Here is a 23,640-nt window from a genome sequence, read left to right on the forward strand (position 1 = left end):
GATACGGACCTAAGCGGCGCAACATTCGGAAATATCGACCGGTTCAGGAGGTTTCGCATGGCTGGATATGACGATCGCGACGGTGTCATCTGGATGGATGGCGAATTGGTGCCCTGGCGTGAGGCCAATGTGCACATCCTGTCCCACGCGATGCATTATGCGTCTTCGGTGTTCGAGGGTGAGCGCGCTTACAACGGCAAGATCTTCAAAAGCCGCGAACATTCCGAACGCCTGATCGCGTCGGCAGAGGCGCTGGATATGCCGATGCCATACTCGGTCGATGAGATCGAGGCCGCCAAGGAAGAAGCGCTCAAAGCCAGTGGTCTTCAAGATGCGTATGTACGTGCGCTGGTCTGGCGCGGTTCGGGCGAGGATATGGGTGTGGCGTCCGCCAAAAACCCGGTTCGGATGGCCATCGCTGTTTGGCCTTGGGGTGCCTATTACGGTGACGCTAAGATGCAAGGCGCCAAGTTGGACATCGCCGAGTGGAAACGACCAAGCCCGGAAACCATTCCAGTCCATGCCAAGGCAGCAGGTCTTTACATGATCTGCACCATTTCCAAACACAAAGCTGAGGCCAAAGGCTGCTCGGACGCTTTGTTCATGGATTATAATGGCAACGTCGCCGAGGCGACGGGGGCAAATGTCTTCTTCGTTAAGGATGGCGAAGTGCACACCCCGCTGGCCGATTGCTTCCTCAACGGCATCACTCGTCAGACGGTGATCCAGATGCTGAAAGACAAGGGCATCACTGTTCATGAACGTCGGATCCGTCCCGAGGAGATGGCCGATTTCGAGCAATGCTGGCTGACTGGCACTGCAGCCGAGGTTACACCTGTCGGGCAGATCGGCGAATATACCTTCGAGGTTGGCGATCTGACCCGCGAAATCGCCGAAGATTATGAGAAATTGGTCCGCGCGTAAGTTAACACCGTATTGAACCCCCGCTCAGGCGGGGGTTTTGATTGCAGATCATGCAAATATGCATGCAGATTGTTCGAAGGTATGGACGCTGCCGGGCCAAGCCGTATCGTTGGCTCATGTTAGATCTTCTCAGCGATATCCTTACACGCCTTTCTCTGCGTGGCACATTTTATTTCCGCACATCCTTTACTCCGCCGTTTGGGATACAGGTGCCGGGCTTCGAGAACGTGGCCCGGTTTCACTTTGTGCAACGCGGTGAATTGAAGGTGCACCTGCCAACAACCGGCGAGACCTTGCGGTTGCGGCAGGGTGATCTGATTCTTATTCCCCACGGTGCGCCGCATGCGCTGCTGTGTAATGAAGTCAAACCCTATGATGCCTTGCCCCTTGAGCGGGTGTTAGAGCTGTCAGGCTACAAAGGCGATGGTGTCCTGGTCTATGGCGGTGAGGAAGACGAGCGCGATACGCAACTGATTTGCGGACATTTCTCATTCACCGGGCCAGCCGGGCGAAACGGAACCGGTCATATGCTGATCGACCGGTTGCCACCTTTTATACTGATCGAGAATTACGGTGAAGAAGCGGGTGCCTGGATCGAGGCGACATTGCGTATGATCGGATCTGAAGTGTCCGGTGCTCGTATCGGCGGTGACCTGATCGCGCTGAAACTGTCCGAAGTGCTGTTTGCGCAAGCGATCCGGGCATACCTTGAACATCAAAGTCCTCATGATGCCGCACTTGCCGGATTTGCCGATCCGCGCATCTCGCGGGCGCTGACAGCATTTCACCAGTCTCCGGCGCAGGAGTGGAGCGTTGCGATGCTCGCGCGAGAAGCAGCAATGTCACGCACCGCATTTGCGCAGCTTTTCTCACAAAAGATGGGGACTACCCCGATGCAGTACCTGACGGACTGGCGGATGCAGATCGCGTGCCATGGGTTGACCGAAAATCGCTGGAACGTTGCGGATGCTGCAGCAGAAGTGGGATACGCGTCCGAGGCTGCGTTTTCACGCGTGTTCAAGAAGCAGGTCGGACTGTCGCCCGCCGCGTACCGTGCGATGCACTGATCGTACTGATCAATTGAACGATCTGCAATAAATGCAAAACGAACTGGGATGTTGCGTTCAATCGCGCGCCCCTAATCTTTGATCATCACTGATTGAAGAAAGGAAGTTCACATGTCCCTGCGTTTTGTCACCCGCTCTGTCCATGCCTATCTTGACTACCCGGTTGCGATTGCGCTGATGGTTTTGCCTTTTGTACTGGGGTTGGGCCAGTCCAACCCGCTGGCACTCTGGCTGTCCGTTGTGACCGGCATTGCCGCATTCGTACTGACCGTTCTGACAGACCATCACCTTGGGATTTGGCGGGTTCTGCCATACAAGTTTCACTTGGCTGTTGATCTGCTTGTCGGCGTCACGTTCCTTTTGGCACCCAGCCTGTTTGGGTTTTCTGGGCTTGATGCGTTGTTCTACTGGGTGAACGGGGCCGCAGTCGTTGTGGTGATCTCGCTCAGCGCGCCCGAACAGAGCGCTATTGCTTGAAGTGAGTCAGAACCGTAGCGATCAGCTGGGCCATGCGGGCATCCGGATGGCCCTTTTTTGTTTTAGACACTAATAAGGCCAAATTTGCCCAATAGGTCGCCCCTTTTGCATCAGATTTTCAGGCTTGAATTTTCCGACAAAAACCATCAGATATAACGCAACGCCAGATGACACCATCAAGCAACTGGTTCCGGGGCGATCTGTGGGCTCAGCAAAAGCAGATGTGAAAGCCCGCCATCGCCCCGGGAACGACCAAAGGAGCCCGCGATTGCGTGATCGATTTGAAGAACTGATGGCCGACCCCTGCTGTGCATCGTGTGATTGCGACGCGCTAACCTCAGAAGTCGCGGCCTATCTCGATCACAAGACCTGCAACGCCGAGCGCTGCCGGGCGCTCGAAGAACGCTCAGCCGCAAAGATGTACGCAGTCAGGCGCGATTCGATGCGCGCGCTGAATGAGGGTGGTGCGCGGGCCTAGAAATCCACACCACGTTGGGCTTTGATGCCGGCTTGAAACGGGTGTTTTTCTTCGGTCATCTCGGTCACCAGATCCGCATAGTCCCTTAGGGCTTGCGGGGCATCCCGGCCAGTCAGGAACACGCTGGTTTTGTCTGATCGGGTCTGAAGCCCTTCAATAACAGTGTCTACTGAAAGGTATTCGTAGCGCAGGGCGATATTGATCTCGTCGAGGACAACCAGATCGTAGTCGCCGCTTTTCATCAGATCACAGGCCTTGTTGAAGGCCGAAGTCGCTGCCGCGATGTCGCGCTCGCGGTCCTGCGTATCCCAGGTAAACCCTTCGCCCATCGTGTGCCAGGTGACCAGATCGCGTCCCTCAAAGAACCTGCGCTCACCGGTTTTCCACTTGCCCTTGATGAACTGAACCACAGCCACTTTCTGGCCCCAGCCCAATGCCCGGATCACCACGCCAAACGCAGCCGAGGATTTTCCCTTGCCCTTACCTGTATTGATCAGCACCAGTCCCCGGCCGGGATCGACCGCTTCCGAGACTTTCTTGCGGTGCTTGGCTTGCACCTCTTGCATCTTTTCTTTGTGGTTCTGTGCGTCGCTCATCGGGAAACCTCATAGGTGTATCGCGACCCAACCTAGGGAAAGATTGCGAAAGGTAAAGTCAGGCTTTGGGATCCGTTGCTGATCGCGCTTTGGTCCGATCAAGGCCAAGTTGTCGTTCACGCAGGATCACCACGACGTTGCCTGCAATTACCAATGCCGCGCCGCCCAGCATCACAAGGGTTGGCAACTCATCGAACCAGAAATAACCAATGACAATGGCGAACAGCATTGTGGTGTAGTCATAAGGTGCCAGCATTGACGCTTGTCCAAACTTGTAGGACGAGGTCACCAGAATCTGCGCCACTCCGCCGATCAGGCCGATTGTCACCAGCAATGCGGCTTGCTCCCATGTCGGGATAACCCAGCCCCAAAACACTGTGAGACCCGAAAGCAAGGTCGCTGTGAGAGAGAAATAGAACACGATTGCGGCGGGATGATCCACCTGTACCAGTTGTCGAATATGTATCTGCACAAAGGCACGGGCAACGGTTGCAGCCAGCACGCAAAGCGCACCTATTGTTGCGGCGGTTTCGGCAGTGCCTGAACCCAGCCGGGGCCAGATCATGATCAGAACGCCGACAAGGCCAAGCGCGACGGCCCCGATACGAATCATTCGTATCCGCTCGCCCAACATGATTGCAGCCAGAATCAGCGTGAAGATCGGGGTTGCATATCCGATGGCGGTTACCTCGGGCAGCGGCAAAAGGCTAAGACCAGTAAAGGTCAGCCCCATGGCCGAGGTTCCCAGAACCCCGCGCCAGAAATGGCCCATCGGCTTCTTGACGACAAAGCCATGCACCAGCTCTCGTCGCCAGACCAGCCAGGCGATGATAACCGGAATCGCGAAAAGCGAGCGGAAAAACACCATCTCTCCCGGCGGGAAATCATCTGACAAAGCCTTGACCAATGCAGACATCGTCGTGAACAGCACGAGCGCACTAAGCTTGAGCGCCACGGCCAATGCCGGACGATGCGATGTTAAGGATTTCGCCATGGTCGCGAACCTGCGCCTTTGAGGCGGAAAGATCAACTGGCCAAAGTTGCCGGATCAGAGATTGGACCAGTCTAGTGGAAGCTGAGCTCCAATTTCCTCTGACAGGTCCTTTAGAAACCTCATCATCCGCGCGGCTCGGTCCTGCGCGATGGCCCTGCCTTTTTCCGTCAGCATATCATTGGGTAAGCGCAGCAATTTTATTTGCCAGTGATCGATTGAAAAAATCAGGTCATTCGGCAAACGGTTTTCGGCAAACGGATCTGACGGGTCATAAAGGGTGCGTCCCAGGGCGCCCGATACTGAAAAGTTGCGGGCGATACCGATAGCACCCAACGCATCCAGACGATCGGCATCCCGTAATATTCGCGCTTCGGGTGTTTCGGGCTGGATGTTAGCCGAAAAGCTATGGGCGGCAATCGCGTGCTGCACGGCTCCAATTTCAGTGGTGGAATAGCCGAATTCTTGAAGAATAGGCTCTGATTCAGCGGCGGATCGCATCGAGGCCAGATGCCGATCCGGATCATCTTTTGACAGGTTGATCAGATCATGCAGATAACACGCCGCCAGCAAGACACGCGGGTTGGTTTCATCATCCGCAATCGCCTGCGCATTAACCCAAACCCGATCCAGGTGCGCCAGATCATGCGCCGGATCCGTCTGCATCCGTTGCCTGACGACAGCGCGCAGCGAAGCGCGCAGATCAGCCAATCCGTCCACGGTTCTCGCCGATTTGACCACGGTGCAGGAGCAGGTGATCAAGTATCACGCAAGCCATCATTGCCTCACCTACCGGAACGGCGCGGATGCCGACGCAGGGGTCGTGGCGGCCTTTGGTAATGATCTCGGTCTCTTCGCCGGATTTGGTGATGGTCTTGCGGGTGGTCAGAATGGACGAGGTCGGCTTGACCGCAAAGCGCACCACAACATCCTGGCCGGTCGAAATGCCGCCCAGAATACCGCCTGCGTGGTTCGAGCTGTATTGAGGGCCGTCCTGTCCCATGAATATCTCGTCAGCATTGGCCTCGCCGGTCAGTTCGGCGGCGCCCATGCCTTCACCGATTTCGACCCCTTTAACGGCGTTTATCGACATCATGGCTGCAGCCAGATCAGTGTCTAACTTGGCATAAACCGGCGCGCCGAGCCCCGCCGGAACGCCGCGCGCGACCACTTCGACCACTGCGCCGACCGAGTTGCCGGATTTGCGCAGGTCGTCCAGATAGGCCGCCCAATCCTCGGCAGCCTTGGCATCGGGGGTCCAGAACGGATTCTGTTCGATCTGAGACCAGTCGATATTGTCACGACTGATTTTGTGCGGACCGATCTGCGTCATGTAACCAGTGATCTGAACATTCGGAGCGATCTGTTGGATAGCCTCACGCGCGAGTCCTCCGGCTGCCACACGTGATGCCGTTTCCCTCGCCGAACTGCGCCCGCCGCCGCGATAGTCACGGATCCCGTACTTCTGCCAGTATGTGATGTCGGCGTGTCCCGGACGAAACTTGTCCATGATGTCGCCGTAGTCTTTCGAGCGCTGATCGGTGTTCTCGATCATCAACTGCACCGGTGTGCCTGTGGTCTGGCCTTCGAAAACACCAGACAGGATTTTGACCTGATCGGGTTCGCGCCGCTGTGTGGTGAATTTGTTCTGACCTGGTTTGCGCTTGTCCAGCCAATGCTGGATCATGCCTTCATCGATCGTGACGCCCGGAGGGCAGCCATCTATGGTCGCACCCAAAGCGGGCCCGTGGCTTTCACCCCAGGTGGTAACGCGGAAGAGGTGGCCAAAACTGTTCATCGACATGGGGCATGCTCCTTTGAGCGATGTGATTAGCGGGGAGTGCCTTGGTCCTCAAGCGGATTTGCATTTGCAGAGAAGCAAGCGCCGCCCTGTGGGCGGCGCGATTGGAATAAATCAGGCGGCTTGAGCCACCGCGGCGCGGGTTGCGTTGATCTTAAGCGCTGCAAGTGCCGCCTCGCGCCCTTTCTCGATGAAATGCGCGCGATAGATGGCGTTGTGGTGATCCGTTTCCTGATACTGATGCGGTGTCAGCGAGACCGACAGGACCGGAACACCTGAATCGAGCCCGGCCCGCATCAAGCCATCGACAACCGCTTGTGCGACGAAGTCATGCCGGTAGATGCCGCCATCTACTACAAAGGCAGCGCAGGCTACGGCGGCGTAGCGCCCCGTTTGCGCCAGGTCACGGGCCAGCAGGGGCATCTCGAAAGCGCCCGGAACGTCGAATACATCAACCTGATCGGCTGGAATTAGTTCGAGAAACCCATCCAGCGCGCGATCCACGATATCTGAATGCCAGTTGGCTTTGACAAAAGCATAGCGGGTGTGTGTCATCATGATCTCCTTTCGTAACAGACACGTCACCCAAGGCGATCACGAGCAGGCACACCGCATTACCGGCGTGCTGCACGTTCTCTTTCATCCGGACTGTAACCGTCGGCTCTGGCTTCTCACCAGATCTGCTGACACCCCGGAGACCGGGGCCGCTCGCGGGCTTACGGGTCATGCCCGCATACCGCCGGTGGGGAATTTCGCCCCGCCCTGAGAACGAGTGGGACCTTGCCAAGGAGATATCGCTTCTGCAAGAGAAATTGGCAGGAGGACGAATATGCATCCCAATCCCACCTTTCGCGCCGAGACGCGCGAGCGTCACATCGAGTTTGCGCGTGACCGCGCCTTTGGTGTTCTGGCGGTGTCGACATCGGATGCACCGTTGTTAGGCCACGTTCCCTTTCTTCTGAACGAGGATGCTTCATTGGCTGACCTGCATCTGGTCCGGTCAAATCCGATTGTTAGGGCGCTGAAAAAGCCGCAACCTGCGAAGATCGCTGTGTTAGGGCCGGATGGGTATATCTCGCCTGACTGGTACGAAGTCGATGATCAGGTGCCGACCTGGAACTATGTAGCGGTGCATCTGACTGGAGTGCTTGAGATGCGGCCAACGGACGACCTGCGAAATCTGCTCGACCGGCAGGCGGCAGACTTTGAAAATCGCCTGCTGCCAAAGCCGCCATGGTTGGCGTCTAAGATGACACCAGACGCGCTGGATAGAATGATGCGCATGATCGTTCCCTGCCGACTCATGATCTCGGATATCGACGGCACTTGGAAGCTGAATCAGAACAAACCCGATGAGGCGCGACATCGCGCGGCTGATCACGTGCACTCAGCAGGACTTGGCAGCGAGGTGGCGCGCTTGGCCTCGTTGATGCGCAAGGCCTGAGGCACGCGTTCTCGCCTTCCATTCATTGAGCGCTGAATGTGGCGAGATAAGCAGCGATGTCATCTGCGCCTTTTTTCAGCTTGACGCTCATGTTCGGGCGGGCGGTGTCATCATCCAGATATTCCTTGATGAACCCAATCGGATCCCGAGAATAGGCGGCGATGTTTTCTTCAGTCCACACAAGCCCTTCTTGCCCGGCGCGGATCATGTCGTCGGTGAACATCCCGATGGGCAAACGTTTACTTCCATAAAGATAATCGTTCTCAGTTCCGGCGGTGCGGCCAACTACGCCAAAGAGATTCGGCCCGGTGATGCCGCCTTTGACCAGAACCTCGCCATTTTTGATGATCGCATGGCACGAAGAGCATCTGTTATAGAGCTGTTCGCCTTTCGCCGGATCGCCGGCTGCGATCGCCTGTACTGAAGTCAGAAACGAAACAAAAACTACGGTTGCTGCTATCTTGAGCATTGAACATCTCCGGCTGGGAATATTGCGCCTATGGCCTTTCACGCATTCCCGTTTAGAGTGCAATCGAATTCTGGTAGATAATCACGTGTTTGAAATATCTATTTTATATTAATAATTTAAGAGGAATCGTATCGCGCTAAAATAGAAGGAATACAGTGTTCCTAAGGTAGAGATGCACGTGAAATCGGCGGCGTTCGCATAGGGTGAGGAGATTTCAATTTGGGGATCTACCAGCGCGGGTCGATGCCGAATCACGTCCCGCCTGCCTGGCGCCAATTCGCCGCTCTGAGGGTTAAAATCTGCATTTGAGATTGAAATTTTGCCCTTTCACCGTGACATGAATGCTTAGATGCGGCGTATTGCGCGTTTAAGAGCGCTGGACGAACTCTATTCTCCCCGATAGATACCCCGTTTAAGACGCCGCACTTGTGCGGTGCGCGAGCTTTATGCCCGTTCGCGGGCGCCAGATAATCGGAGATAACCTCGTGTCCCAAGCTGAAGACCACGAAGGCACCCGCAGAGATTTCCTCTACTACGTCGCTGGCGGCGCAGGTGTCGTTGCCACCGGGGCTGCCGTTTGGCCCCTGGTAAATCAAATGAACCCATCGGCAGACGTCCAGGCGCTGTCCTCGATCCGTGTGGATGTAAGCGGGGTAGAGCCGGGTACGCAGCTGACTGCAAAGTGGTTGGGTAAGCCTGTTTTCATCCGTCACCGCACAGGTGCCGAGATTCAGGAAGCTCAGGAGCAGGACGCTGAAGGTGTCGACGCGCTGCCTGACCCGCTGGCTCGCAACTTCAATTTGAACGCCGACGCACCAGCGACCGACGCCAATCGCGTCATGCCTTCGCCCGAAGGCGAAGGAGAAGGGGCGTGGATCGTTCAGATGGGTGTTTGTACACACCTGGGTTGTGTGCCGCTTGGCGATGCTGGCGACTTTGGCGGTTGGTTCTGCCCCTGCCACGGCTCGCACTACGATCTTGCCGGTCGTATCCGCAAAGGCCCCGCGCCTGAAAACCTGCCCATTCCGCCCGTTGAATGGGTAGACGCCACCACCATCAAGCTCGGCTAAGGGAGACCTAACTTATGTCCGGAATTCCCCACGATCATTACGAGCCGAAGACAAATGGCGAGAAGTGGCTGAACAGCCGTCTGCCCATCGTCGGCCTGCTTTATGACACCCTGATGATCCCAACCCCCAAGAACCTGAACTGGTGGTGGATCTGGGGCATCGTCCTGGCATTCTGCCTGGCGTTGCAGATCGTCACCGGTATCGTTCTGGTGATGCACTACACCCCGCATGTTGATCTGGCCTTTGCTAGCATCGAACACATCATGCGCAACGTGAACGGCGGCTATATGCTGCGCTATCTGCACATGAACGGCGCATCGCTGTTCTTTGTAGCAGTCTACATCCACATCTTCCGCGGCCTGTTCTACGGCTCGTACAAAGCCCCGCGTGAGATTACGTGGATCATCGGGATGCTCATTTACCTGATGATGATGGGCACTGCGTTCATGGGCTACGTTCTGCCCTGGGGTCAGATGTCCTTCTGGGGTGCGACCGTGATCACCGGCCTGTTTGGCGCGATCCCGTTTGTGGGCGAGGCGATCCAGACCTGGCTGCTGGGCGGACCTGCGGTGGATAATGCCACGCTGAACCGCTTCTTCTCGCTGCACTATCTGCTGCCGTTTGTGATAGCGGCACTGGTGATCGTGCATATCTGGGCCTTCCACACCACTGGCAACAACAACCCCACAGGTGTTGAAGTGCGCCGTGGCTCGAAAGCCGAGGCCGAGAAAGACACGCTGCCGTTCTGGCCCTATTTCGTGATCAAGGACCTGTTCGCGCTGGCGGTCATTCTGGTCGTGTTCTGGGCCATCGTGGGCTACATGCCGAACTACTTGGGTCACCCGGATAACTACATCGAAGCCAACCCGCTGGTTACTCCTGCGCACATCGTCCCTGAATGGTACTTCCTGCCATTCTATGCGATCCTGCGTGCGTTCACTGGCGAAGTCTGGGTCGTTCAGTTCGCCAGCTTCATCACCGGCGGCATCATCGACGCCAAGTTCTTTGGTGTGATTGCGATGTTTGGTGCGATCCTGGCCATGGCCCTAGCCCCTTGGCTGGACACCTCGACCGTGCGTTCGGGCAAGTATCGTCCGATGTTCAAATGGTGGTTCTACCTTTTGATCATCGACTTCTTTGCTTTGATGTGGCTGGGTGCGATGCCCGCGGAAGAGCCCTATGCGACCTTCTCGCTGATCGCTTCGGCTTACTGGTTCGCCTATTTCTTCGTGATCCTACCGATTCTGGGTGTCATCGAAAAACCCGAGGCGCAGCCGGAAACCATCGAAGAAGACTTCAACGCGCATTATGGCAAGGCAAACGCCGACGCCACGCCGGCCGAGTAAGAAGAGGGACCGGAAACATGTTCAAGAAACTTGCAATCGGTGCCGCGTTCGCTTTGGCCCTTGCGCCCGCCTCGACTTTTGCGGCAGGTGGCGGTGAGCAGCACATCGAAGATTTCGACTTCTCGTTCGAGGGACCGTTTGGAACCTGGGATCAGAACCAGCTTCAGCGCGGCCTACAGATCTATACCGAGGTCTGCGCAGCCTGCCATGGTCTGCAATATGTACCTCTTCGGACCCTTGAAGATTTGGGGTATTCGGAAGAGCAAGTCATCACCTACGCGGCCGACAACTTCGAGGTGTTCGATCCCGAGCTGGATGATTTCCGCCCGGCAATCCCGACCGACCACTTCCCGGCCAACAACGGTGTCGGCGCGCCTGACCTGAGCCTGATGGCGAAGGCCCGTGCCGGTTTCCATGGTCCTTACGGTCTGGGCATCAACCAGCTGGTCAAAGGCATGGGGGGCGCGGAATATATTGCCTCGCTTCTGGATGGTTATACCGGTGAAGAAAAGGAAGAAGCCGGTACTGTTCTCTATGAGAACAAGGCCTTCCCCGGTGGTTGGATTTCCATGGCTCCGCCGCTGGCAGAAGATCAGGTTGAATTTGCCGACGGACATCCTGCAACCGTTGAGGCAATGTCCGAAGACATAGCAGCCTTCTTGATGTGGAGCGCCGAGCCGAAAATGATGGAGCGCAAAAATGCCGGTTTCGTCGGTGTTCTGTTCCTGACAGTTCTGTCTGTTCTGCTGTACCTTGTGAACAAGCGCCTGTGGGCACCGATAAAGGGCAAACGTCTGGACTAAGGTCGACGTATAACTAAAAACTAAACCCCCGCGCCATCACGGTGACGGGGGTTTTTTTGTTGCGATGGTGTGGAAGGGGCCAGCCCCTTCTTGGCCTGCGGCCAATTCATCCCCGAGGTATTTTTGGCCAGATGAAGAACGGATCACACTTGTAATTGAGCTTTGCTGTGCCCCCGTATCGTCGCGATTACGATCTCGCCTTCGGGTTGGGCGTTGCCGAAGGTTACTTCGGTAAATTGTTCGGTGCGGCCCATTGTGGGATTTTCCATCAGGATATTGTGGGTTTTGCCGATCTGTGCCGTCAGATGCTTGATGACCTGTGCATCGCCGGCTGCACGCAGGCGCGCGGCGCGTTCTTTGATGACATTGCCGTTGATCTGTTGCGGTATGCGGGCTGCCGGAGTGCCTTTGCGTTTGGAATAGGGGAATACATGCAGCCAGGTCAGGTTGCACTCGGTGACGAGCTTGAGGGAATTCTCGAAATGAGTCTCGGACTCGGTCGGGAAGCCAGCGATGATGTCCGCGCCAAAAGTCATGTCGGGTCGTAGTTTGATGGCGTCTTCAGTGAAACGAATCGCATCTTCGCGCAGGTGGCGGCGTTTCATGCGCTTCAGGATCAGATCGTCGCCATGCTGCAAGGACAGATGTAAATGGGGCATCAGGCGCGGCTCGGTCGCGATGGCATGCATCAGGTTCTCGTCGACTTCGATCGAGTCGATTGAGCTGATGCGCAGACGAGACAGATCGGGCACCAGTTTAAGGATACGCATCACGAGATCGCCTAGTTTCGGCTGAGCGGGCAGATCCGCACCCCATGAGGTCAGATCGACCCCGGTCAGAACCACTTCGTTGTAACCCTTATCGACCAATCGTTTGATCTGATCCACCACAACACCCGCAGGGACGCTGCGAGAATTGCCCCGGCCGTAAGGGATAATACAGAAGGTGCAGCGATGATCGCAGCCATTCTGAACCTGTACATAGGCGCGTGAGCGGGTTCCGAAGCCATCAATCAGATGCCCGGCGGTTTCCGTGACAGACATGATGTCGTCAACCTGAACCGCCTCGGTCTGACCGATGAAATCGGCGGCCATGCCTTTCCAGGTATCCGGTTGCATCTTTTCGGTGTTGCCGATGACCGCGTCTACTTCGTCCATAGCAGCAAAGGTCTGCGGCTCGGTTTGCGCCGCGCACCCGGTGACGATCAGACGTGCCGAGGGGTTTTCGCGGCGCAGCTTGCGAATCTCCTGCCGCGCCTTGCGGACGGCCTCGGCGGTCACCGCGCAGGTGTTGACGATCACAGCATCCGTTAGGCCAGCCTGCTGCGACAGTTCTTTCATCGCTTCGGTCTCATAGGCGTTCAGGCGGCAGCCCAGAGTGCTGAACTTAGGCGGGTTCATTCCAGTGACCTCAGGTATTCAGGCGTCAGCGTGCCCGAAAACACATGGGCTGTGGGCCCCGTCATCCAGACCCCATCCTCGCGCCAGTCGACCCAGATCGTGCCGCCGTCCAGATCCACTTGCACCTTACGCCCAGTGAGGCCTCGACGTGAGGCAGCAACAGCCGTGGCGCAAGATGATGACCCCGAGGCCAGAGTGATCCCCACTCCTCGCTCCCATACCCGCATGCGGATGCGGTCGGGGGCGACTATTTGTGCGACCTGAACATTGGTGCGTTCGGGATAGAGTGGATGGTATTCGTAACGCGCGCCGAACTCTTCCATCGGAATGGCCTCGGCGTTGTCGACAAAGAAAGTGCAGTGCGGGTTGCCCATGCCAGTCGCTGTTGGACCACCTTCTATCGGCAGTTCCAGCGTGTCCATCTCTTCCGCCAGGGGAATCTCGTTCCAAAGAAGTTGGGGGTGCCCCATATTCACCGACGTCAGCCCATCGCCAGCGTCGCGGGCCTGCAGTGTGCCGCGTTCAGTTGTGAGCGTGAGTTCGGATTTGCCTGTTTCGTTCATCAAAAACCGGGCGATACAGCGCGTGGCGTTGCCACATGCAGCCGAAGTCGACCCGTCGGCATTGTAGAACACCAGATGCGCATCCGCTTCGCCGCGTTCGATAACCGCCAACTGATCGAACCCCACGCCGAACTGCCGGTGCCCGATTCCCCTGGCAAGGGCCGGGGTGACCGGCACGGCATGCGCGCGCGCATCGACAACGACAAAGTCGTTGCCCAACCCGTGCATCTTCATGAAAGCCAAACCGGTGTCGAGTATCTGTTGCATGGCGGGCATATAACGCCGGTCCAGACATGAATCCACCCTGTCGCGTAGATTCCTGAAAAAAGGGGTTGACCCCCCAGTTCCACCTGCCTAATTAGGCCGCCTATCGGGGCGCCGAACTCATACGAATGACGGCGAACTGAAGTACGAAATAAGGTCTTGAACCCGGTCGGGTATTTACCTTAAAGAGTGCTGCGGATCGAAGAGATCCTTAAAAGAGTGGGCCGTTAGCTCAGTTGGTAGAGCAACTGACTTTTAATCAGTGGGTCGCAGGTTCGAATCCTGCACGGCTCACCACTTTTCAAATTAAATCAAATACCTATACGAAGTACCGTATGCCATTTTTGGGAGTCAACTGCTTCCCGGAAGCATGTCGCTCCGGCTCGCCCGTCTCGATAGTAAGGCAATCACGCAACATTATAGATGCCAAAAGTCCCAACTACAGAACCGAGCGTATCGAAGCCGACGATCGTATTTAGTGAAGAGTTCGAGTATTTTTCTAGATACGAGTATTAAAAGCCCATCACTCTTTCAAGCTTCTTTGCGAATGTCTTCATGCGCAGGTTCATCTAAAACTGCGAACCTTCGAAGTAATCTCTACGCCGATAGAGACTTCTTGCTCTAAGTGGCCACTAGAGGTGATCCGTATTCCCTTTTTTCTGTTCTAGAGCGAAACCATTGCAATGCTGCGAAAAAGGCGGAAGAAGCTATTTCGTTGACACGATACGGTCCGCTTCAGAATAAAGACTGCTTGCCACCTGAACCGACTCTGCGATGAGGTGACTTATAAGCTGTTTTAAGGAATACACTTATCAACGCATAAGGTAGTAGTAGTATTGGCTCCTGCATTCGGAAAGCTCGTTCTGGCTTCGATGTTTAACCCCACAGAGGGCGCTGTCGCCAGACACAAAATAAGCCTCTAGCGATCCTCAACTGTGATTTGGATGGCAGAAAGCTAAGCTTCTCTTGCCTACAGAATTGTGCCCAAGCCTTTTAGGCAGTCGCAACATCGGCTCAACGTCAACCAATTTTGCCCTTCGAGCTGCTTTGTACGTCAACGGCGTCAATCTCTACCGCGATTGATGATGCTAGTCCTAGCTACCCGATTTACTGCGTTCATAAAAACAGACCCTGGCGCACATGCAGCGAAAGGTCACTTTGTCTCGCGGAGCGGGCGTTGGTGAGAGTTGCAACGAATGGCTACTTTGAACCAAATTGACCGATGCTGCTCGAAGCTCCCATAAAAGCAAGGCGCCGAAATCTGACTTTGCAAAGGTGCCGTTCAAAGTTTCGCTTGCCCAACCTGAACTGCCCAGATGGTCGGAGGCTCTTGGTGGAAGTGCGGCACTTTAGAGTGTTGGCCTATGTGAAGTAAATTTAGGTACGGAGCATTGTTGGGCTACGTCAGTCAACGTAAACGCCAGGGAATAAGGGTAATGCGAAATCCGATTAACCAGATGACAATTGACAAACTAGTGGTCGATTAATCTCATTGTCCGCGCAAAACCTACCAAGCGAGCTTCAGCGCTGCTTTCGTTTAACCGATATAATGCACCCAGAGTGTTTTGGATGCCGAGCAGGTACATCCCGGGCCATTGCGTCCACGTTTCCGAGGTGCCGCAACGCTCCGTTGTTCAGCAACACGCCTCGCCCGGCATCATACCGGCGCTGTCCAAATCCGCTGGCAACGCATTCCCAGTCTTCCTTGGCCGCCGCGTTGCGGAATCTCGGTAGGTCGTGCGGGTCATGTCGTCCAGGTGTTGCTGCGACGTGATCGTGTTTCTTCGCATTACTTTGGTGGGTTAAATGGTGGGTCACTTGTGTTGTGCTAGGTTGCTGGACACTACCGGTTGTCGGCCTCGGCTTGGGGCGCATGATTGTCACGACGCCTTGAGGTTTCAGATGTCCTGGGACGGCCACGTGAGTTGCCGTCGGTTTCGGCGTCAACTGTGGAACCTGGCTAGGAACCGCCGTGGGAACCTGATTGGGGGTTGCGGTTGGGGCAAGCGGTGGTGTCGCCGTAGTACCGCTGGGTTGCGGAACACGGCCGGGCACTGCGACCGGAATCTGGTTTGGTGTTGCAGTCGGGACGAGCGGTGGCACAGCAGTTTGTCCAGTGGGCTGAGGTGGGACCTGACCAGGAACTGCGACTGGTATTTGGTTTGGCGTTGCGGTTGGCACAAGTGGCGGTACCGCTGTTGGGTCGGTAGGTTGAGGCGGAACCTGGCCAGGGATAGCTATCGGAACTTGATTAGGAGTTGCAGTCGGAACTTGCGGCGGCACCGCGGTAGGACCGGTAGCCAATGGTGGAACCTGATTGGGAACGGCTGTCGGAACCCGGTTTGGTGTCGCGTTTGGTGCCAAAGGCGGAGTTAGCGTCGGCGCTACTATCGGTGTGGGAACCTGACCAGGAACCGCTATTGGCGTCGCAATAGGAACCTGACCGGGAATTGCGTTCGGTACCGCGCCCGGCGCAAGGACTGGAACAGTAACGGAAGTGGGTGTTTGCTGCGTTCCCTTAGGCGGCAACTGATTTGCCACCGGCTGAGTAGGGCCAGTAACTTGATTACCTGCCCCTTGCCCACCAGACTGCCCGCATCCTTGGCTCGACTGGTGCGGGTTCCCTACGCCTCGGCACCACCCGTAGTGATTTCCGCGGGCAACGACCTGGGTAGCGGCCAGTTCTGCGATCAAACAAGCTGCAGTAAGTAAAACAATGCGGTTCCGTTTCATAACATCCTCACCAACTTGTTGTCAGAGCAAGATACGCGCCAGGATCGCCAGATTCGGTTAAAGGGCCGTCTCTCAAAGGGACACCAACGTATCCGGACAGAAATAGGTTTCGCTTGAACTCGATGTCCAAACCCAGACCTGTGGATGCCAGTGTAGCATTATCAACTTCAAAACTCGCAGGGTCATTGTTCGAGATGTAACCCACGTCGAAAAAGGCAAAGGGCGTTAGCCGATGAATGCTCTGAGAGCTGGGGAAGTAGGAGTGAGATATTTCGAATATCGCAGAAATCCCGGAATCACCGTCTACTTCGTCAAATCGATATCCGCGCAAAGCATAACGATCACCAAGGAAGTACTCTTCAACAGAGGGCAACCGGTCTGTTGTGTACTGCCCCCAAATCTCGGTGCGCCAAGCTGTGTTGGGCGACAAGCCCGTAAGTGGGCTTTCGTATCCGACGCCGCCTCGTAGGTGCCAGAACGAAGAGTCCCCGTCGTCAAAGTTTGCGTCTGTGGTGTCGTTGTCATTGTCGCCAACAGACAGTGTTAACCCGGCTTCAAAGGCTTGCCCTTTGGAATAGTTTTGCCCGTACAGATAGGTAAGGCCAACAACACTTGCGTCACTGGACAATGGAACGCCACCGCTAACAGAATCCGATTCTGAAAGGCGATAATCCAAAAGCAGGTATCCATAACGAGCAACATCGCGGATCACAGGATAACCCAACGCAAGGGTGAAGTTCTCGCCGTCAATATCTGTTCTGGCAAAGTCCCCTGAAATGTCGCGTTTTGCGTTGACGTTCCCATAAAAAATCTCACCGTATAGACCATTGCTGTTCAGCGGCGTGCGATAGGTAAGCGCGCCCCACAATGAGTGTTCATCGTCTTTGTCCCAATTGTAATTGCCTGATCCCTCAAATCGCAGCAAATCTCCGACGGTCAGCGTCGAATAAAACTCTTGTACGACATAAAAACTAAGCGCTTCTCCAAGCTCACGCGGAGGGTTGTCGAGTGTCGCACTACCGGCTTGTTTTCGCAGTGGCTCTCCCAATACTCTCAGCCGAGCACCAGTCTGATCCGGGTAATCAAGTTCGGTCGACAATTCCAAGTCAGGTATGTCCTCGGCCAGCATCACTGCCCGCTCAAATCGTTTCAGCGTTATGGGATAGGAGGTGGTGAGGGGCTGAAAAATCTTCTCTAGTGTTTGGAACGTACGCGTATCTACACCTTCAATTTCGATGGTTTGAATGCGCCCTTCATTAACAATTATGCTCTGCCCATCAGGACCGGGCCAGGCTTCAGCCAAAAAATAACCGTCTTCTCGGTAGATCTGAGTGATCGTTGATGCGACCTCCACCGCTGTGATGCGCCCTGACCGATTGAAGGCCAATTGACCGGCAAAAGTTAACAGCTCATCCGTATCATACACCGTTACGCCGTTGACTGAGTGCTGTGATGCTATGTCCCAGGTTTGTGCAATGCTGTATTTTGGAACCGAAACAATGGCCACAAAAGTGCAAATGATCGCAATTACAACCGAGTTGGTCACGGGCATTTTCTACAACCTTTGCATGATTGAGAATGTTAGAGCCTAATCCTATTACGAGGTTTGAATGTCTGAGCTTGCCGTTATTCAAATTTGATCACGACTGGTGCTTTCGAGATACACAGCAAACAGACTACAATGCGCCTTCGTCGCCCAGGAACTCGATACCAGCGGTCGCGCCATCACTGTAGGCAATGCAATTCCAAGGAGCACGATCCTCGCCAACACCGACAGTGACTTGTGTTCCAGCCTCGCTGAACGCGGATGAGAGCACAACGACTTGCGAATTGTTCGTCGTCTTGGCTACATCTCGCAAACATGCTTGCTGAGCCGGTGTGAGCTCGGCGGACGCACTGGATGTACTCGCGTCGTCACAGGCCGCAAGCATTGCGAAACAAGTTGCGCCTGAAATCATCACCATCTTGTTGGTCATTTTCTTCTCCCTCTGGGTCCGTTGAAATTAGTGAAATTGGATGCGTTTATTTGAAGCTCTCGCGTCTGCGCAGCCAATAGAACTTACCTCGATCCTTTGACTATCTTTCCCAAAACTTGCCGCGTGGGGCTTGCTCGGCGGAACAACATTTCGTTGACCATCGGGGCCGCCAACAACGTGTGAAGGCCGAATGACGACACTGGCGAAAGCTAGAGCAAACTCTGGAAAGAGGGGGAGTACGTTAAGCTGCAGCATCGCGTCCTCCCAATGCTTGATCTTTGTTTGAGGGCCTCCGACCGCCAGCACTCACTCCAGCAGTCGGAAGGGCCCGACAAATCGGGCGACAGCGACATCAACGGAGGTAAAATGAAAGTTGTGTCGAATTCGCATGTTTGAATCTATTTTTTCATAAATCAACATTTTTTCCGCGCGTAAATTTCTCTACGCTCTCGTACGATAGGCCTCTGCATTCAAACAAAAAGGTAAGTGAGAGCATCCATACAGGCGAGTTTGTTCTTCTAGGTGGCGAAACGTTTTGAGGCCGCACAGAGATTAAGAAAGGAATGAAAATGGGATTTATTGAGGCCGTTAAAACGTGTTTTTCAAAATACTTCCAGTTCTCCGGCCGGGCTATACGTTCAGAATACTGGTGGTTCTTCTTGTTTGTGGTTCTCGTGAGTGCTGCTTTGGCTGTGTTGGATACGATCCTATTCGGGACTAACCCCGAGACAGGGCAAGGATCTCGGGTTCTGTCCTCTGTTTTTCAACTGGCTGTTCTCATACCTATGCTGGCCGCCGGTTGGCGAAGGCTGCATGATACGGGACGACCTGGCTGGTATTTGCTGCTGCCGATGGCGCTCAGCATTACAACGCTTTTTGTTATGCTGGGTGGCGTGGCGTTCTTTTCGGTATTGGAGCAAGGGACCGAGAACCCTGACGCATTACGAGGACCCGCGGCAGTCCTGGGCGTGACCGGTATTGTTGTTGTCTCAATTCTTCAATTGGTTCTGTCCATTCTGATGATCTGGTGGTTGACGCGCCCTTCGGAAGAAGGCGCAAACGAATACGGCGAACCTGTTTCCTGACCTGGTTGCCGGGGCAATTGGCCGGAATCTCAGGCTGAATGACAGTGCGAACCGTGACACCATGGAGAGAGAAAATGAGTTTCAAAACGATTTCCACTGGGACTCTAATGATGGTTATGGCGACAACTGCATCAGCGGAGTGGTCGTTCAACTCTGGGCCTATTCCCAATGCATTTATTCAAACCGGAAACATGACGCTGGAACTTCAGTGTAACCGTATTCGCTTTGCTCCGGCTGGATATGAGGACAGCCAGGACATTACGGACAAGCAGGGGCTTTCCATTCGTTTCTTGAAGAACGGAGCCACCGAAGTTGGAGCATTTCAGGTTGGCGCAGAAAACGCTGCCGTACAGATCGTTGATAACTATCCCGTCGAGGTCAGTTTCAATAGTCAAGAGGACTATGGTTTTGTACTGGGCCAGCTTGCGGCCAATGCATCGGTTAACCTGTCGATGATTGATCAAGATGTCAGCTACGGAATCTTTGACTTGAAAGGTTCCAGCGCGGCAATTCGGTCCCTTCGTTCCGCCTGCGATTCAGATACTGGCCAGGGGGCCTCCTACGAAGCACCCGAAGGCATCGTCTATTGTGGTGGCGGAGCGATAAACCGCGTGATCGAACCCGTAGTTTTCGACAATCCGGAGGGAGAGTGGGACGCGCGAGTAACGGTCAACGGTGAGTCAATTAGAGCCATGACGGCCTACAGTTACTTCGGAAACTCTGAGCCACCGGCCGGATTTGTCGTCGCCCTGCTAGGGGAAGAAAGGTCCGAGTTTCTGATATTTAGCGAAGGCTCGGTAAATTGGCTGGAATATGGGGACTACAGGTATGATCAGTGCAATTGATACCTCCTTCCAATCAGCTTCCAAATAGTGCGTCAGATGAAATGTTTGGCTTCCGGTATTGTACTGGTTTCGGGCCTAGATTGGACCTCAACAGCTTTCGCGGCTGACGTTTCGCAGCTTCCAACCGGTTTGCGGATAAACGTTGATCTGGCCGCACAGGCCTGCGCGTCGTTCAACGACGGTTAGTTTGACTTAGATTGGGGTGCGGTTGAGAGGGTCGATCTCGACGGAGATCTAAAACACGACTGGGTTCTGAATGAGTCTGGTTTCGCGTGTTCAAGCGCCGTATCTCTTTATTGCGGAACTGCCGGATGCATGTCGCACTTCCTGATCGGGGACCGTATATTTTTGCTTCTCAATCAGGGATGGGACATCGCGAAAATCGGCAACAGCGGTAAGCGGGATGCTGGGTTGCAAGCATAGCACTTTTTCAAAAGTTCGATAGTCGATTCCATAATCAAGAGCTAGACGAAAACTCATGGTGAAGCGTTCGTGTTGAAACAGCATGACTTATCCCAGACTAAAGATGGAAACCGTAATCGCGGTCTTTTTCTATCAACTGCTCGTCTAGCTCTCTTGCAGCAGAGTTTCGGCGGCTCTCGCTAGCTTCAAACTGGTCTGCAAGTTCTCTTCCAGCGTGGTGTGGTTTTGTTCTTCGGTCAGCAAGTCGATCAATGTAGCGACGGACTTTAGAAGTCATTTCATCAGTAGCTCGATGCACTGTACTAAGCCATTTAGTCTGACGTCGATCCTGCTCGTCGAGCGCTCTTCCAAACTGCGCAACTCCATTGTGGAGGTCTCGCAAACTGTCACTAATTTTTCTACGCAGGCGAGTAAGTTGCGTTCTGGTTCCAAAAACCTTTGACAGTCGAGCATGCATCTGAGACGCGTTAGTATGATCCAAAGAAGGCAAACCAACCCGTTCAAGACTGGCGTTCCAGATTTCCCACCAGATCAGCTTTTTCTTGTCGGTGACTTCGCGGCGCTTGTCATAAATGATGACTTCACAGTTTTGAGCACGTGACAGGTAAAGCGTCGGAAGCTGATACTGCTCTGATGGAATATCTTGGTATATGGAATCAGAACTATGGATAAAACCACCGAATGCCATTGTTTAACCCAAGGCAAGATCGAGCGCTGTCATCGGATCCTCAAGAACCGCATTATATTGGAAAACTATTTGCTTCCTGGCGAATTCACGCAGCAGATCGACGCCTTCGTCGACTACTACAGTCACCGTCGCCACCTCGAAAGCCGGCTAGCTCTTATACCCGCTGACGTATATATCGGACGAGGACAGACCATTCTGAAACAACGACAAGTGATCAAACGAAAGACCATCGAAAACCGGGACTTGCTTCGCCGTAAATCCGCTGCATAGTTAATCCATCCAGATGAACCGCACTCTTTCTTAGATCAGAGCGCAGTTTGTCCGAAAGTCTCTGATGGCAGACGCCAGCATCCAAAATGCCCGGTTCAAAGGCGCTGGGTCAATGGCCTTGTGGTTCCTACGTTCTCCTTTACTTAACGAGGAACGCTTCAAGGGAGGATAGGATCACAGCAAGATATCAGAATTTGTTAGCTAGTCTGGCGAGGGTGGTTTTGACTTCCGTCATCGCGCGTTGAAAACGTGGATCGATCTGCCATAAACCCCATCAATTGCACTACTTTTTCTATTTCATTCAAGTTAACAAGCACACCTTCTGCTCGCAAATCCTCAACGGCGAGAAAGATATCTTTTCTTCTAGGAGCATTTGACTTTTGATTTGATGAGCTTTTCTCCATTATGGGTTTTTGCCGTCCTTTCGTGGAATGAGTGGATTGCGGGGTTTTGTCACCGGCTCCAAAAATTAGTTTTTGAAACCTTTGCAATAAGTTTTGTTTCTTTTTTACTACCCGATCAGATCGAGCAGCCGAGTTTCGTGTTTGCCAAGCTGTCTTTCGTTCCTGGATGGTATTGTCATAATGTGTGAACGCTTGTTCTAGATCATGTACAATTTGACGCTCTTCATCTGACGCGGCATCTGTTCGAAGATGCTCGGCCATTAAGCTTAGAAACTCGCAGCGCTGATCAAATTTGTTTTCGTCATTCCACCATTCATGGAATGTGTTGCGCACATCTAAGGTTTCATCTTGTCCGCGTTTAGGCGGTTCGCCTACGTTTCGAAGCCAACTCAGTACCGGTATCACTCGGCTTGGACCTTGGTACGCGATTGCGGCCTCGAATCTGAGTTCAGGAAGGGCAAATACGGGGAAAGACTTTGCTACCGATGCACGTAATGCCTTTTTCCAAACATCCGTCCTTGTCACTGCATAAATTGTGGAAGGCCGATAGTCTCCCAAGTGTGCTCTCACCCTCTCGGCAGCAGTCTTTTGGTCAATTCGGCGCCCGGCCATTTCAGGGTAAGCAGGAACTCCTTCAACCCGATCGGATGTTGCATCAAAGGCAAGTGCCCTTCCAATGCATGCGACCAGTTCTGGGTCGTTCGAAAGTTCTGTCAAACATGCTCTCAGGCCGGTTGGTAAGAAAAATTCGTCATCTGAGATCAGACTGCAGAATGGCGTCTGGACTATTTCTGTTGCGAAACTCAATCGGTCGAACAGAGGTGCAGGCATATGATAGTAATGTATTTTTTGACTCTGCGGCAGTGCTTCAGTGGGAATTGGCTTCTCCGATCCGTCGATCACATGCAGCTCGACACCTAACTCATTCCAATATGACATTGCTAACAGCACTAGCTGTTGTCGCTCAAAAGTTGGGATGACAAGAGTTAGATCTTCAAAACATACCATCGTATTATGCGTCCAAGCTTGATACTAAACCTAGTTTGACTGCTTCGGTTCTTGCAGCAAACCTAGACGACTGCAACCTTCCTTCTATTCGCAAAATTACAGCTGACAGAAACTACTTCATTGTGCTTGTTCGCGACACTACCAACTGTATTGTGCAGGCCGCGAGATTGGATCGCCATCGTTATGCAGCACCTTCCTTAACTGGGATTTGCACTGCCGGAACAGAAACTGCGGCAAAGGATCGCCTCAATGTTACAGGCAGGTATGATTGTAACGCTTTTTAACGGATTGAAGCAGCGGCTTCACGCTACATTTCATGACTTAAGCCAACATCCCGGCTCAGTTGCATTTGTAGTTGGAAACTGGTTTAGAGTTCCCGAATTTACTGTTGGCGAGCGGTTGGCGTGTGCAAGCTTCCTTTGTTTGGACTCGTCTCGCTTGTAGTAAAAAGATGTGATTGTGGGGTTAGGCTTAGGCGATCGAACAGTGCGCCGCTACTGGATGAATACTGGGTA

General features: G+C 54.1%; 23 protein-coding genes, 1 tRNA gene, 1 pseudogene and 1 riboswitch. Of the genes and pseudogenes, 12 read left to right on the forward strand and 13 right to left on the reverse strand.

The window, feature by feature from the left end:
* Window positions 1–57: 57 nt before the first annotated feature.
* From ACR0MP_RS16170 to ACR0MP_RS16185, 4 genes are all read left to right on the forward strand, one after another.
* A complete protein-coding gene (locus ACR0MP_RS16170) occupies window positions 58–924 on the forward strand; it encodes a branched-chain amino acid aminotransferase (RefSeq protein WP_480887265.1) in 867 nt (288 codons plus the stop codon).
* Between the two features lie 116 nt (window positions 925–1,040).
* Window positions 1,041–1,991 (forward strand): AraC family transcriptional regulator, encoded by a 951-nt coding sequence (locus ACR0MP_RS16175; RefSeq protein ID WP_170408132.1) that lies wholly within the window; start codon window positions 1,041–1,043, stop codon window positions 1,989–1,991.
* A 111-nt stretch (window positions 1,992–2,102) separates the two neighbouring features.
* The gene (locus ACR0MP_RS16180) at window positions 2,103–2,468 is read left to right on the forward strand and encodes an SPW repeat domain-containing protein (RefSeq protein WP_170408134.1); all 366 of its coding nucleotides are present in this window, start codon (window positions 2,103–2,105) and stop codon (window positions 2,466–2,468) included.
* A gap of 268 nt (window positions 2,469–2,736) precedes the next feature.
* The gene (locus ACR0MP_RS16185; protein ID WP_170408136.1) at window positions 2,737–2,946 is read left to right on the forward strand and encodes a hypothetical protein; all 210 of its coding nucleotides are present in this window, start codon (window positions 2,737–2,739) and stop codon (window positions 2,944–2,946) included.
* Here ACR0MP_RS16185 and cobO read toward each other — a convergent pair.
* The 5 genes from cobO to ACR0MP_RS16210 form a co-directional block, all read right to left on the reverse strand.
* Window positions 2,943–3,542, reverse strand: coding sequence for a cob(I)yrinic acid a,c-diamide adenosyltransferase (gene cobO / locus ACR0MP_RS16190; protein ID WP_170625409.1), 600 nt, complete (start codon window positions 3,540–3,542; stop codon window positions 2,943–2,945). The two genes, ACR0MP_RS16185 and cobO, sit on opposite strands and share 4 nt — an antisense overlap.
* 58 nt (window positions 3,543–3,600) lie before the next feature.
* A complete protein-coding gene (locus ACR0MP_RS16195; RefSeq protein ID WP_170636647.1) occupies window positions 3,601–4,536 on the reverse strand; it encodes a DMT family transporter in 936 nt (311 codons plus the stop codon).
* A gap of 54 nt (window positions 4,537–4,590) precedes the next feature.
* On the reverse strand, window positions 4,591–5,253 hold the full coding sequence (locus tag ACR0MP_RS16200; protein WP_170737071.1) for an HD domain-containing protein: 663 nt from the start codon (window positions 5,251–5,253) through the stop codon (window positions 4,591–4,593).
* Entirely contained in the window at window positions 5,237–6,337 is a 1,101-nt protein-coding gene (aroC, locus tag ACR0MP_RS16205; RefSeq protein ID WP_170737069.1) for a chorismate synthase, read from the reverse strand. Before aroC ends, ACR0MP_RS16200 begins: the two co-directional genes overlap by 17 nt.
* 111 nt (window positions 6,338–6,448) lie before the next feature.
* Window positions 6,449–6,889 (reverse strand): 6,7-dimethyl-8-ribityllumazine synthase, encoded by a 441-nt coding sequence (locus ACR0MP_RS16210; protein ID WP_170613155.1) that lies wholly within the window; start codon window positions 6,887–6,889, stop codon window positions 6,449–6,451.
* A 72-nt stretch (window positions 6,890–6,961) separates the two neighbouring features.
* Window positions 6,962–7,108: riboswitch (FMN riboswitch) on the reverse strand.
* 55 nt (window positions 7,109–7,163) lie between these two features.
* Between ACR0MP_RS16210 and ACR0MP_RS16215 the strand changes: the two genes are divergently transcribed.
* The gene (locus tag ACR0MP_RS16215) at window positions 7,164–7,778 is read left to right on the forward strand and encodes an FMN-binding negative transcriptional regulator (RefSeq protein ID WP_170737067.1); all 615 of its coding nucleotides are present in this window, start codon (window positions 7,164–7,166) and stop codon (window positions 7,776–7,778) included.
* A gap of 22 nt (window positions 7,779–7,800) precedes the next feature.
* Here ACR0MP_RS16215 and ACR0MP_RS16220 read toward each other — a convergent pair whose 3' ends face one another.
* A complete protein-coding gene (locus tag ACR0MP_RS16220; RefSeq protein ID WP_170408146.1) occupies window positions 7,801–8,247 on the reverse strand; it encodes a cytochrome c family protein in 447 nt (148 codons plus the stop codon).
* 485 nt (window positions 8,248–8,732) lie between these two features.
* Here ACR0MP_RS16220 and petA point away from each other — a divergent pair, with 485 nt between their 5' ends.
* Genes petA through ACR0MP_RS16235 form a run of 3 tightly spaced genes read left to right on the forward strand, consistent with a single transcriptional unit; the run spans window position 8,733 to window position 11,466 of the window.
* A complete protein-coding gene (gene petA, locus ACR0MP_RS16225) occupies window positions 8,733–9,317 on the forward strand; it encodes a ubiquinol-cytochrome c reductase iron-sulfur subunit (RefSeq protein ID WP_170398293.1) in 585 nt (194 codons plus the stop codon).
* A gap of 14 nt (window positions 9,318–9,331) precedes the next feature.
* Window positions 9,332–10,663: a cytochrome b gene (gene petB / locus ACR0MP_RS16230; protein WP_170408148.1), complete on the forward strand. Its 1,332-nt coding sequence runs from the start codon at window positions 9,332–9,334 to the stop codon at window positions 10,661–10,663.
* A 17-nt stretch (window positions 10,664–10,680) separates the two neighbouring features.
* The gene (locus ACR0MP_RS16235) at window positions 10,681–11,466 is read left to right on the forward strand and encodes a cytochrome c1 (RefSeq protein ID WP_170398299.1); all 786 of its coding nucleotides are present in this window, start codon (window positions 10,681–10,683) and stop codon (window positions 11,464–11,466) included.
* A gap of 143 nt (window positions 11,467–11,609) precedes the next feature.
* Here the strand turns inward: ACR0MP_RS16235 and mtaB are convergent, their stop codons facing one another.
* Both mtaB and dapF read right to left on the reverse strand, forming a co-directional pair.
* Entirely contained in the window at window positions 11,610–12,866 is a 1,257-nt protein-coding gene (gene mtaB, locus ACR0MP_RS16240; protein ID WP_170398302.1) for a tRNA (N(6)-L-threonylcarbamoyladenosine(37)-C(2))-methylthiotransferase MtaB, read from the reverse strand.
* Window positions 12,863–13,705, reverse strand: coding sequence for a diaminopimelate epimerase (dapF, locus tag ACR0MP_RS16245; RefSeq protein WP_170408150.1), 843 nt, complete (start codon window positions 13,703–13,705; stop codon window positions 12,863–12,865). The genes mtaB and dapF overlap by 4 nt, the downstream gene beginning before the upstream one ends.
* Before the next feature lie 209 nt (window positions 13,706–13,914).
* Between dapF and ACR0MP_RS16250 the strand changes: the two genes are divergently transcribed.
* A tRNA-Lys gene (locus tag ACR0MP_RS16250) sits at window positions 13,915–13,990 on the forward strand.
* Between the two features lie 2,443 nt (window positions 13,991–16,433).
* On the opposite strand, the gene ACR0MP_RS16255 is transcribed toward ACR0MP_RS16250, so the two are convergent.
* Both ACR0MP_RS16255 and ACR0MP_RS16260 read right to left on the reverse strand, forming a co-directional pair.
* Window positions 16,434–17,978: a ShlB/FhaC/HecB family hemolysin secretion/activation protein gene (locus ACR0MP_RS16255; RefSeq protein ID WP_480887261.1), complete on the reverse strand. Its 1,545-nt coding sequence runs from the start codon at window positions 17,976–17,978 to the stop codon at window positions 16,434–16,436.
* Between the two features lie 124 nt (window positions 17,979–18,102).
* Entirely contained in the window at window positions 18,103–18,402 is a 300-nt protein-coding gene (locus tag ACR0MP_RS16260) for a hypothetical protein (RefSeq protein WP_170408154.1), read from the reverse strand.
* A gap of 569 nt (window positions 18,403–18,971) precedes the next feature.
* Here ACR0MP_RS16260 and ACR0MP_RS16265 point away from each other — a divergent pair.
* Together ACR0MP_RS16265 and ACR0MP_RS16270 are read left to right on the forward strand one after the other, a co-directional pair.
* Window positions 18,972–19,487, forward strand: coding sequence for a DUF805 domain-containing protein (locus ACR0MP_RS16265; protein ID WP_170395437.1), 516 nt, complete (start codon window positions 18,972–18,974; stop codon window positions 19,485–19,487).
* 74 nt (window positions 19,488–19,561) lie between these two features.
* Entirely contained in the window at window positions 19,562–20,332 is a 771-nt protein-coding gene (locus ACR0MP_RS16270; RefSeq protein ID WP_170408155.1) for a hypothetical protein, read from the forward strand.
* Window positions 20,333–20,608: 276 nt separating this feature from the next.
* Here the strand turns inward: ACR0MP_RS16270 and ACR0MP_RS16275 are convergent, their stop codons facing one another.
* Together ACR0MP_RS16275 and ACR0MP_RS16280 are read right to left on the reverse strand one after the other, a co-directional pair.
* On the reverse strand, window positions 20,609–20,839 hold the full coding sequence (locus tag ACR0MP_RS16275; RefSeq protein WP_170408157.1) for a hypothetical protein: 231 nt from the start codon (window positions 20,837–20,839) through the stop codon (window positions 20,609–20,611).
* Between the two features lie 13 nt (window positions 20,840–20,852).
* Complete coding sequence (locus ACR0MP_RS16280) at window positions 20,853–21,443, reverse strand: hypothetical protein (RefSeq protein WP_480761937.1); 591 nt, start codon at window positions 21,441–21,443, stop codon at window positions 20,853–20,855.
* On the opposite strand from ACR0MP_RS16280, the pseudogene ACR0MP_RS16285 reads away from it, so the two are divergent.
* Window positions 21,438–21,713 (forward strand): annotated as a pseudogene (locus ACR0MP_RS16285) (IS3 family transposase); the annotation flags it as partial. The gene ACR0MP_RS16280 and the pseudogene ACR0MP_RS16285 overlap by 6 nt on opposite strands.
* Window positions 21,714–21,910: 197 nt before the next feature.
* On the opposite strand, the gene ACR0MP_RS16290 reads toward ACR0MP_RS16285, so the two are convergent.
* Window positions 21,911–23,125 carry a TIGR00180 family glycosyltransferase gene (locus ACR0MP_RS16290; RefSeq protein ID WP_480887258.1) on the reverse strand — a complete coding sequence of 405 codons (1,215 nt, stop codon included), beginning with the start codon at window positions 23,123–23,125 and terminating at the stop codon, window positions 21,911–21,913.
* Between the last annotated feature and the right edge of the window lie 515 nt (window positions 23,126–23,640).

This window comes from Ruegeria sp. K3 (genome assembly GCF_056531845.1).

Excerpts from the sequence above, each read along its gene's own strand:
- ACR0MP_RS16170 (WP_480887265.1), top strand. The coding sequence starts at position 58 with ATGGCTGGATATGACGATCGCGACGGTGTCATCTGGATGGATGGCGAA.
- ACR0MP_RS16175 (WP_170408132.1), top strand. The coding sequence starts at position 1,041 with ATGTTAGATCTTCTCAGCGATATCCTTACACGCCTTTCTCTGCGTGGC.
- ACR0MP_RS16180 (WP_170408134.1), top strand. The coding sequence starts at position 2,103 with ATGTCCCTGCGTTTTGTCACCCGCTCTGTCCATGCCTATCTTGACTAC.
- cobO (WP_170625409.1), bottom strand. The coding sequence starts at position 3,542 with ATGAGCGACGCACAGAACCACAAAGAAAAGATGCAAGAGGTGCAAGCC.
- ACR0MP_RS16195 (WP_170636647.1), bottom strand. The coding sequence starts at position 4,536 with ATGGCGAAATCCTTAACATCGCATCGTCCGGCATTGGCCGTGGCGCTC.
- aroC (WP_170737069.1), bottom strand. The coding sequence starts at position 6,337 with ATGTCGATGAACAGTTTTGGCCACCTCTTCCGCGTTACCACCTGGGGT.
- ACR0MP_RS16210 (WP_170613155.1), bottom strand. The coding sequence starts at position 6,889 with ATGACACACACCCGCTATGCTTTTGTCAAAGCCAACTGGCATTCAGAT.
- ACR0MP_RS16215 (WP_170737067.1), top strand. The coding sequence starts at position 7,164 with ATGCATCCCAATCCCACCTTTCGCGCCGAGACGCGCGAGCGTCACATC.
- ACR0MP_RS16220 (WP_170408146.1), bottom strand. The coding sequence starts at position 8,247 with ATGCTCAAGATAGCAGCAACCGTAGTTTTTGTTTCGTTTCTGACTTCA.
- petB (WP_170408148.1), top strand. The coding sequence starts at position 9,332 with ATGTCCGGAATTCCCCACGATCATTACGAGCCGAAGACAAATGGCGAG.
- ACR0MP_RS16235 (WP_170398299.1), top strand. The coding sequence starts at position 10,681 with ATGTTCAAGAAACTTGCAATCGGTGCCGCGTTCGCTTTGGCCCTTGCG.
- mtaB (WP_170398302.1), bottom strand. The coding sequence starts at position 12,866 with ATGAACCCGCCTAAGTTCAGCACTCTGGGCTGCCGCCTGAACGCCTAT.
- dapF (WP_170408150.1), bottom strand. The coding sequence starts at position 13,705 with ATGCCCGCCATGCAACAGATACTCGACACCGGTTTGGCTTTCATGAAG.
- ACR0MP_RS16255 (WP_480887261.1), bottom strand. The coding sequence starts at position 17,978 with ATGCCCGTGACCAACTCGGTTGTAATTGCGATCATTTGCACTTTTGTG.
- ACR0MP_RS16260 (WP_170408154.1), bottom strand. The coding sequence starts at position 18,402 with ATGACCAACAAGATGGTGATGATTTCAGGCGCAACTTGTTTCGCAATG.
- ACR0MP_RS16265 (WP_170395437.1), top strand. The coding sequence starts at position 18,972 with ATGGGATTTATTGAGGCCGTTAAAACGTGTTTTTCAAAATACTTCCAG.
- ACR0MP_RS16270 (WP_170408155.1), top strand. The coding sequence starts at position 19,562 with ATGAGTTTCAAAACGATTTCCACTGGGACTCTAATGATGGTTATGGCG.
- ACR0MP_RS16275 (WP_170408157.1), bottom strand. The coding sequence starts at position 20,839 with ATGCTGTTTCAACACGAACGCTTCACCATGAGTTTTCGTCTAGCTCTT.
- ACR0MP_RS16280 (WP_480761937.1), bottom strand. The coding sequence starts at position 21,443 with ATGGCATTCGGTGGTTTTATCCATAGTTCTGATTCCATATACCAAGAT.
- ACR0MP_RS16290 (WP_480887258.1), bottom strand. The coding sequence starts at position 23,125 with ATGGTATGTTTTGAAGATCTAACTCTTGTCATCCCAACTTTTGAGCGA.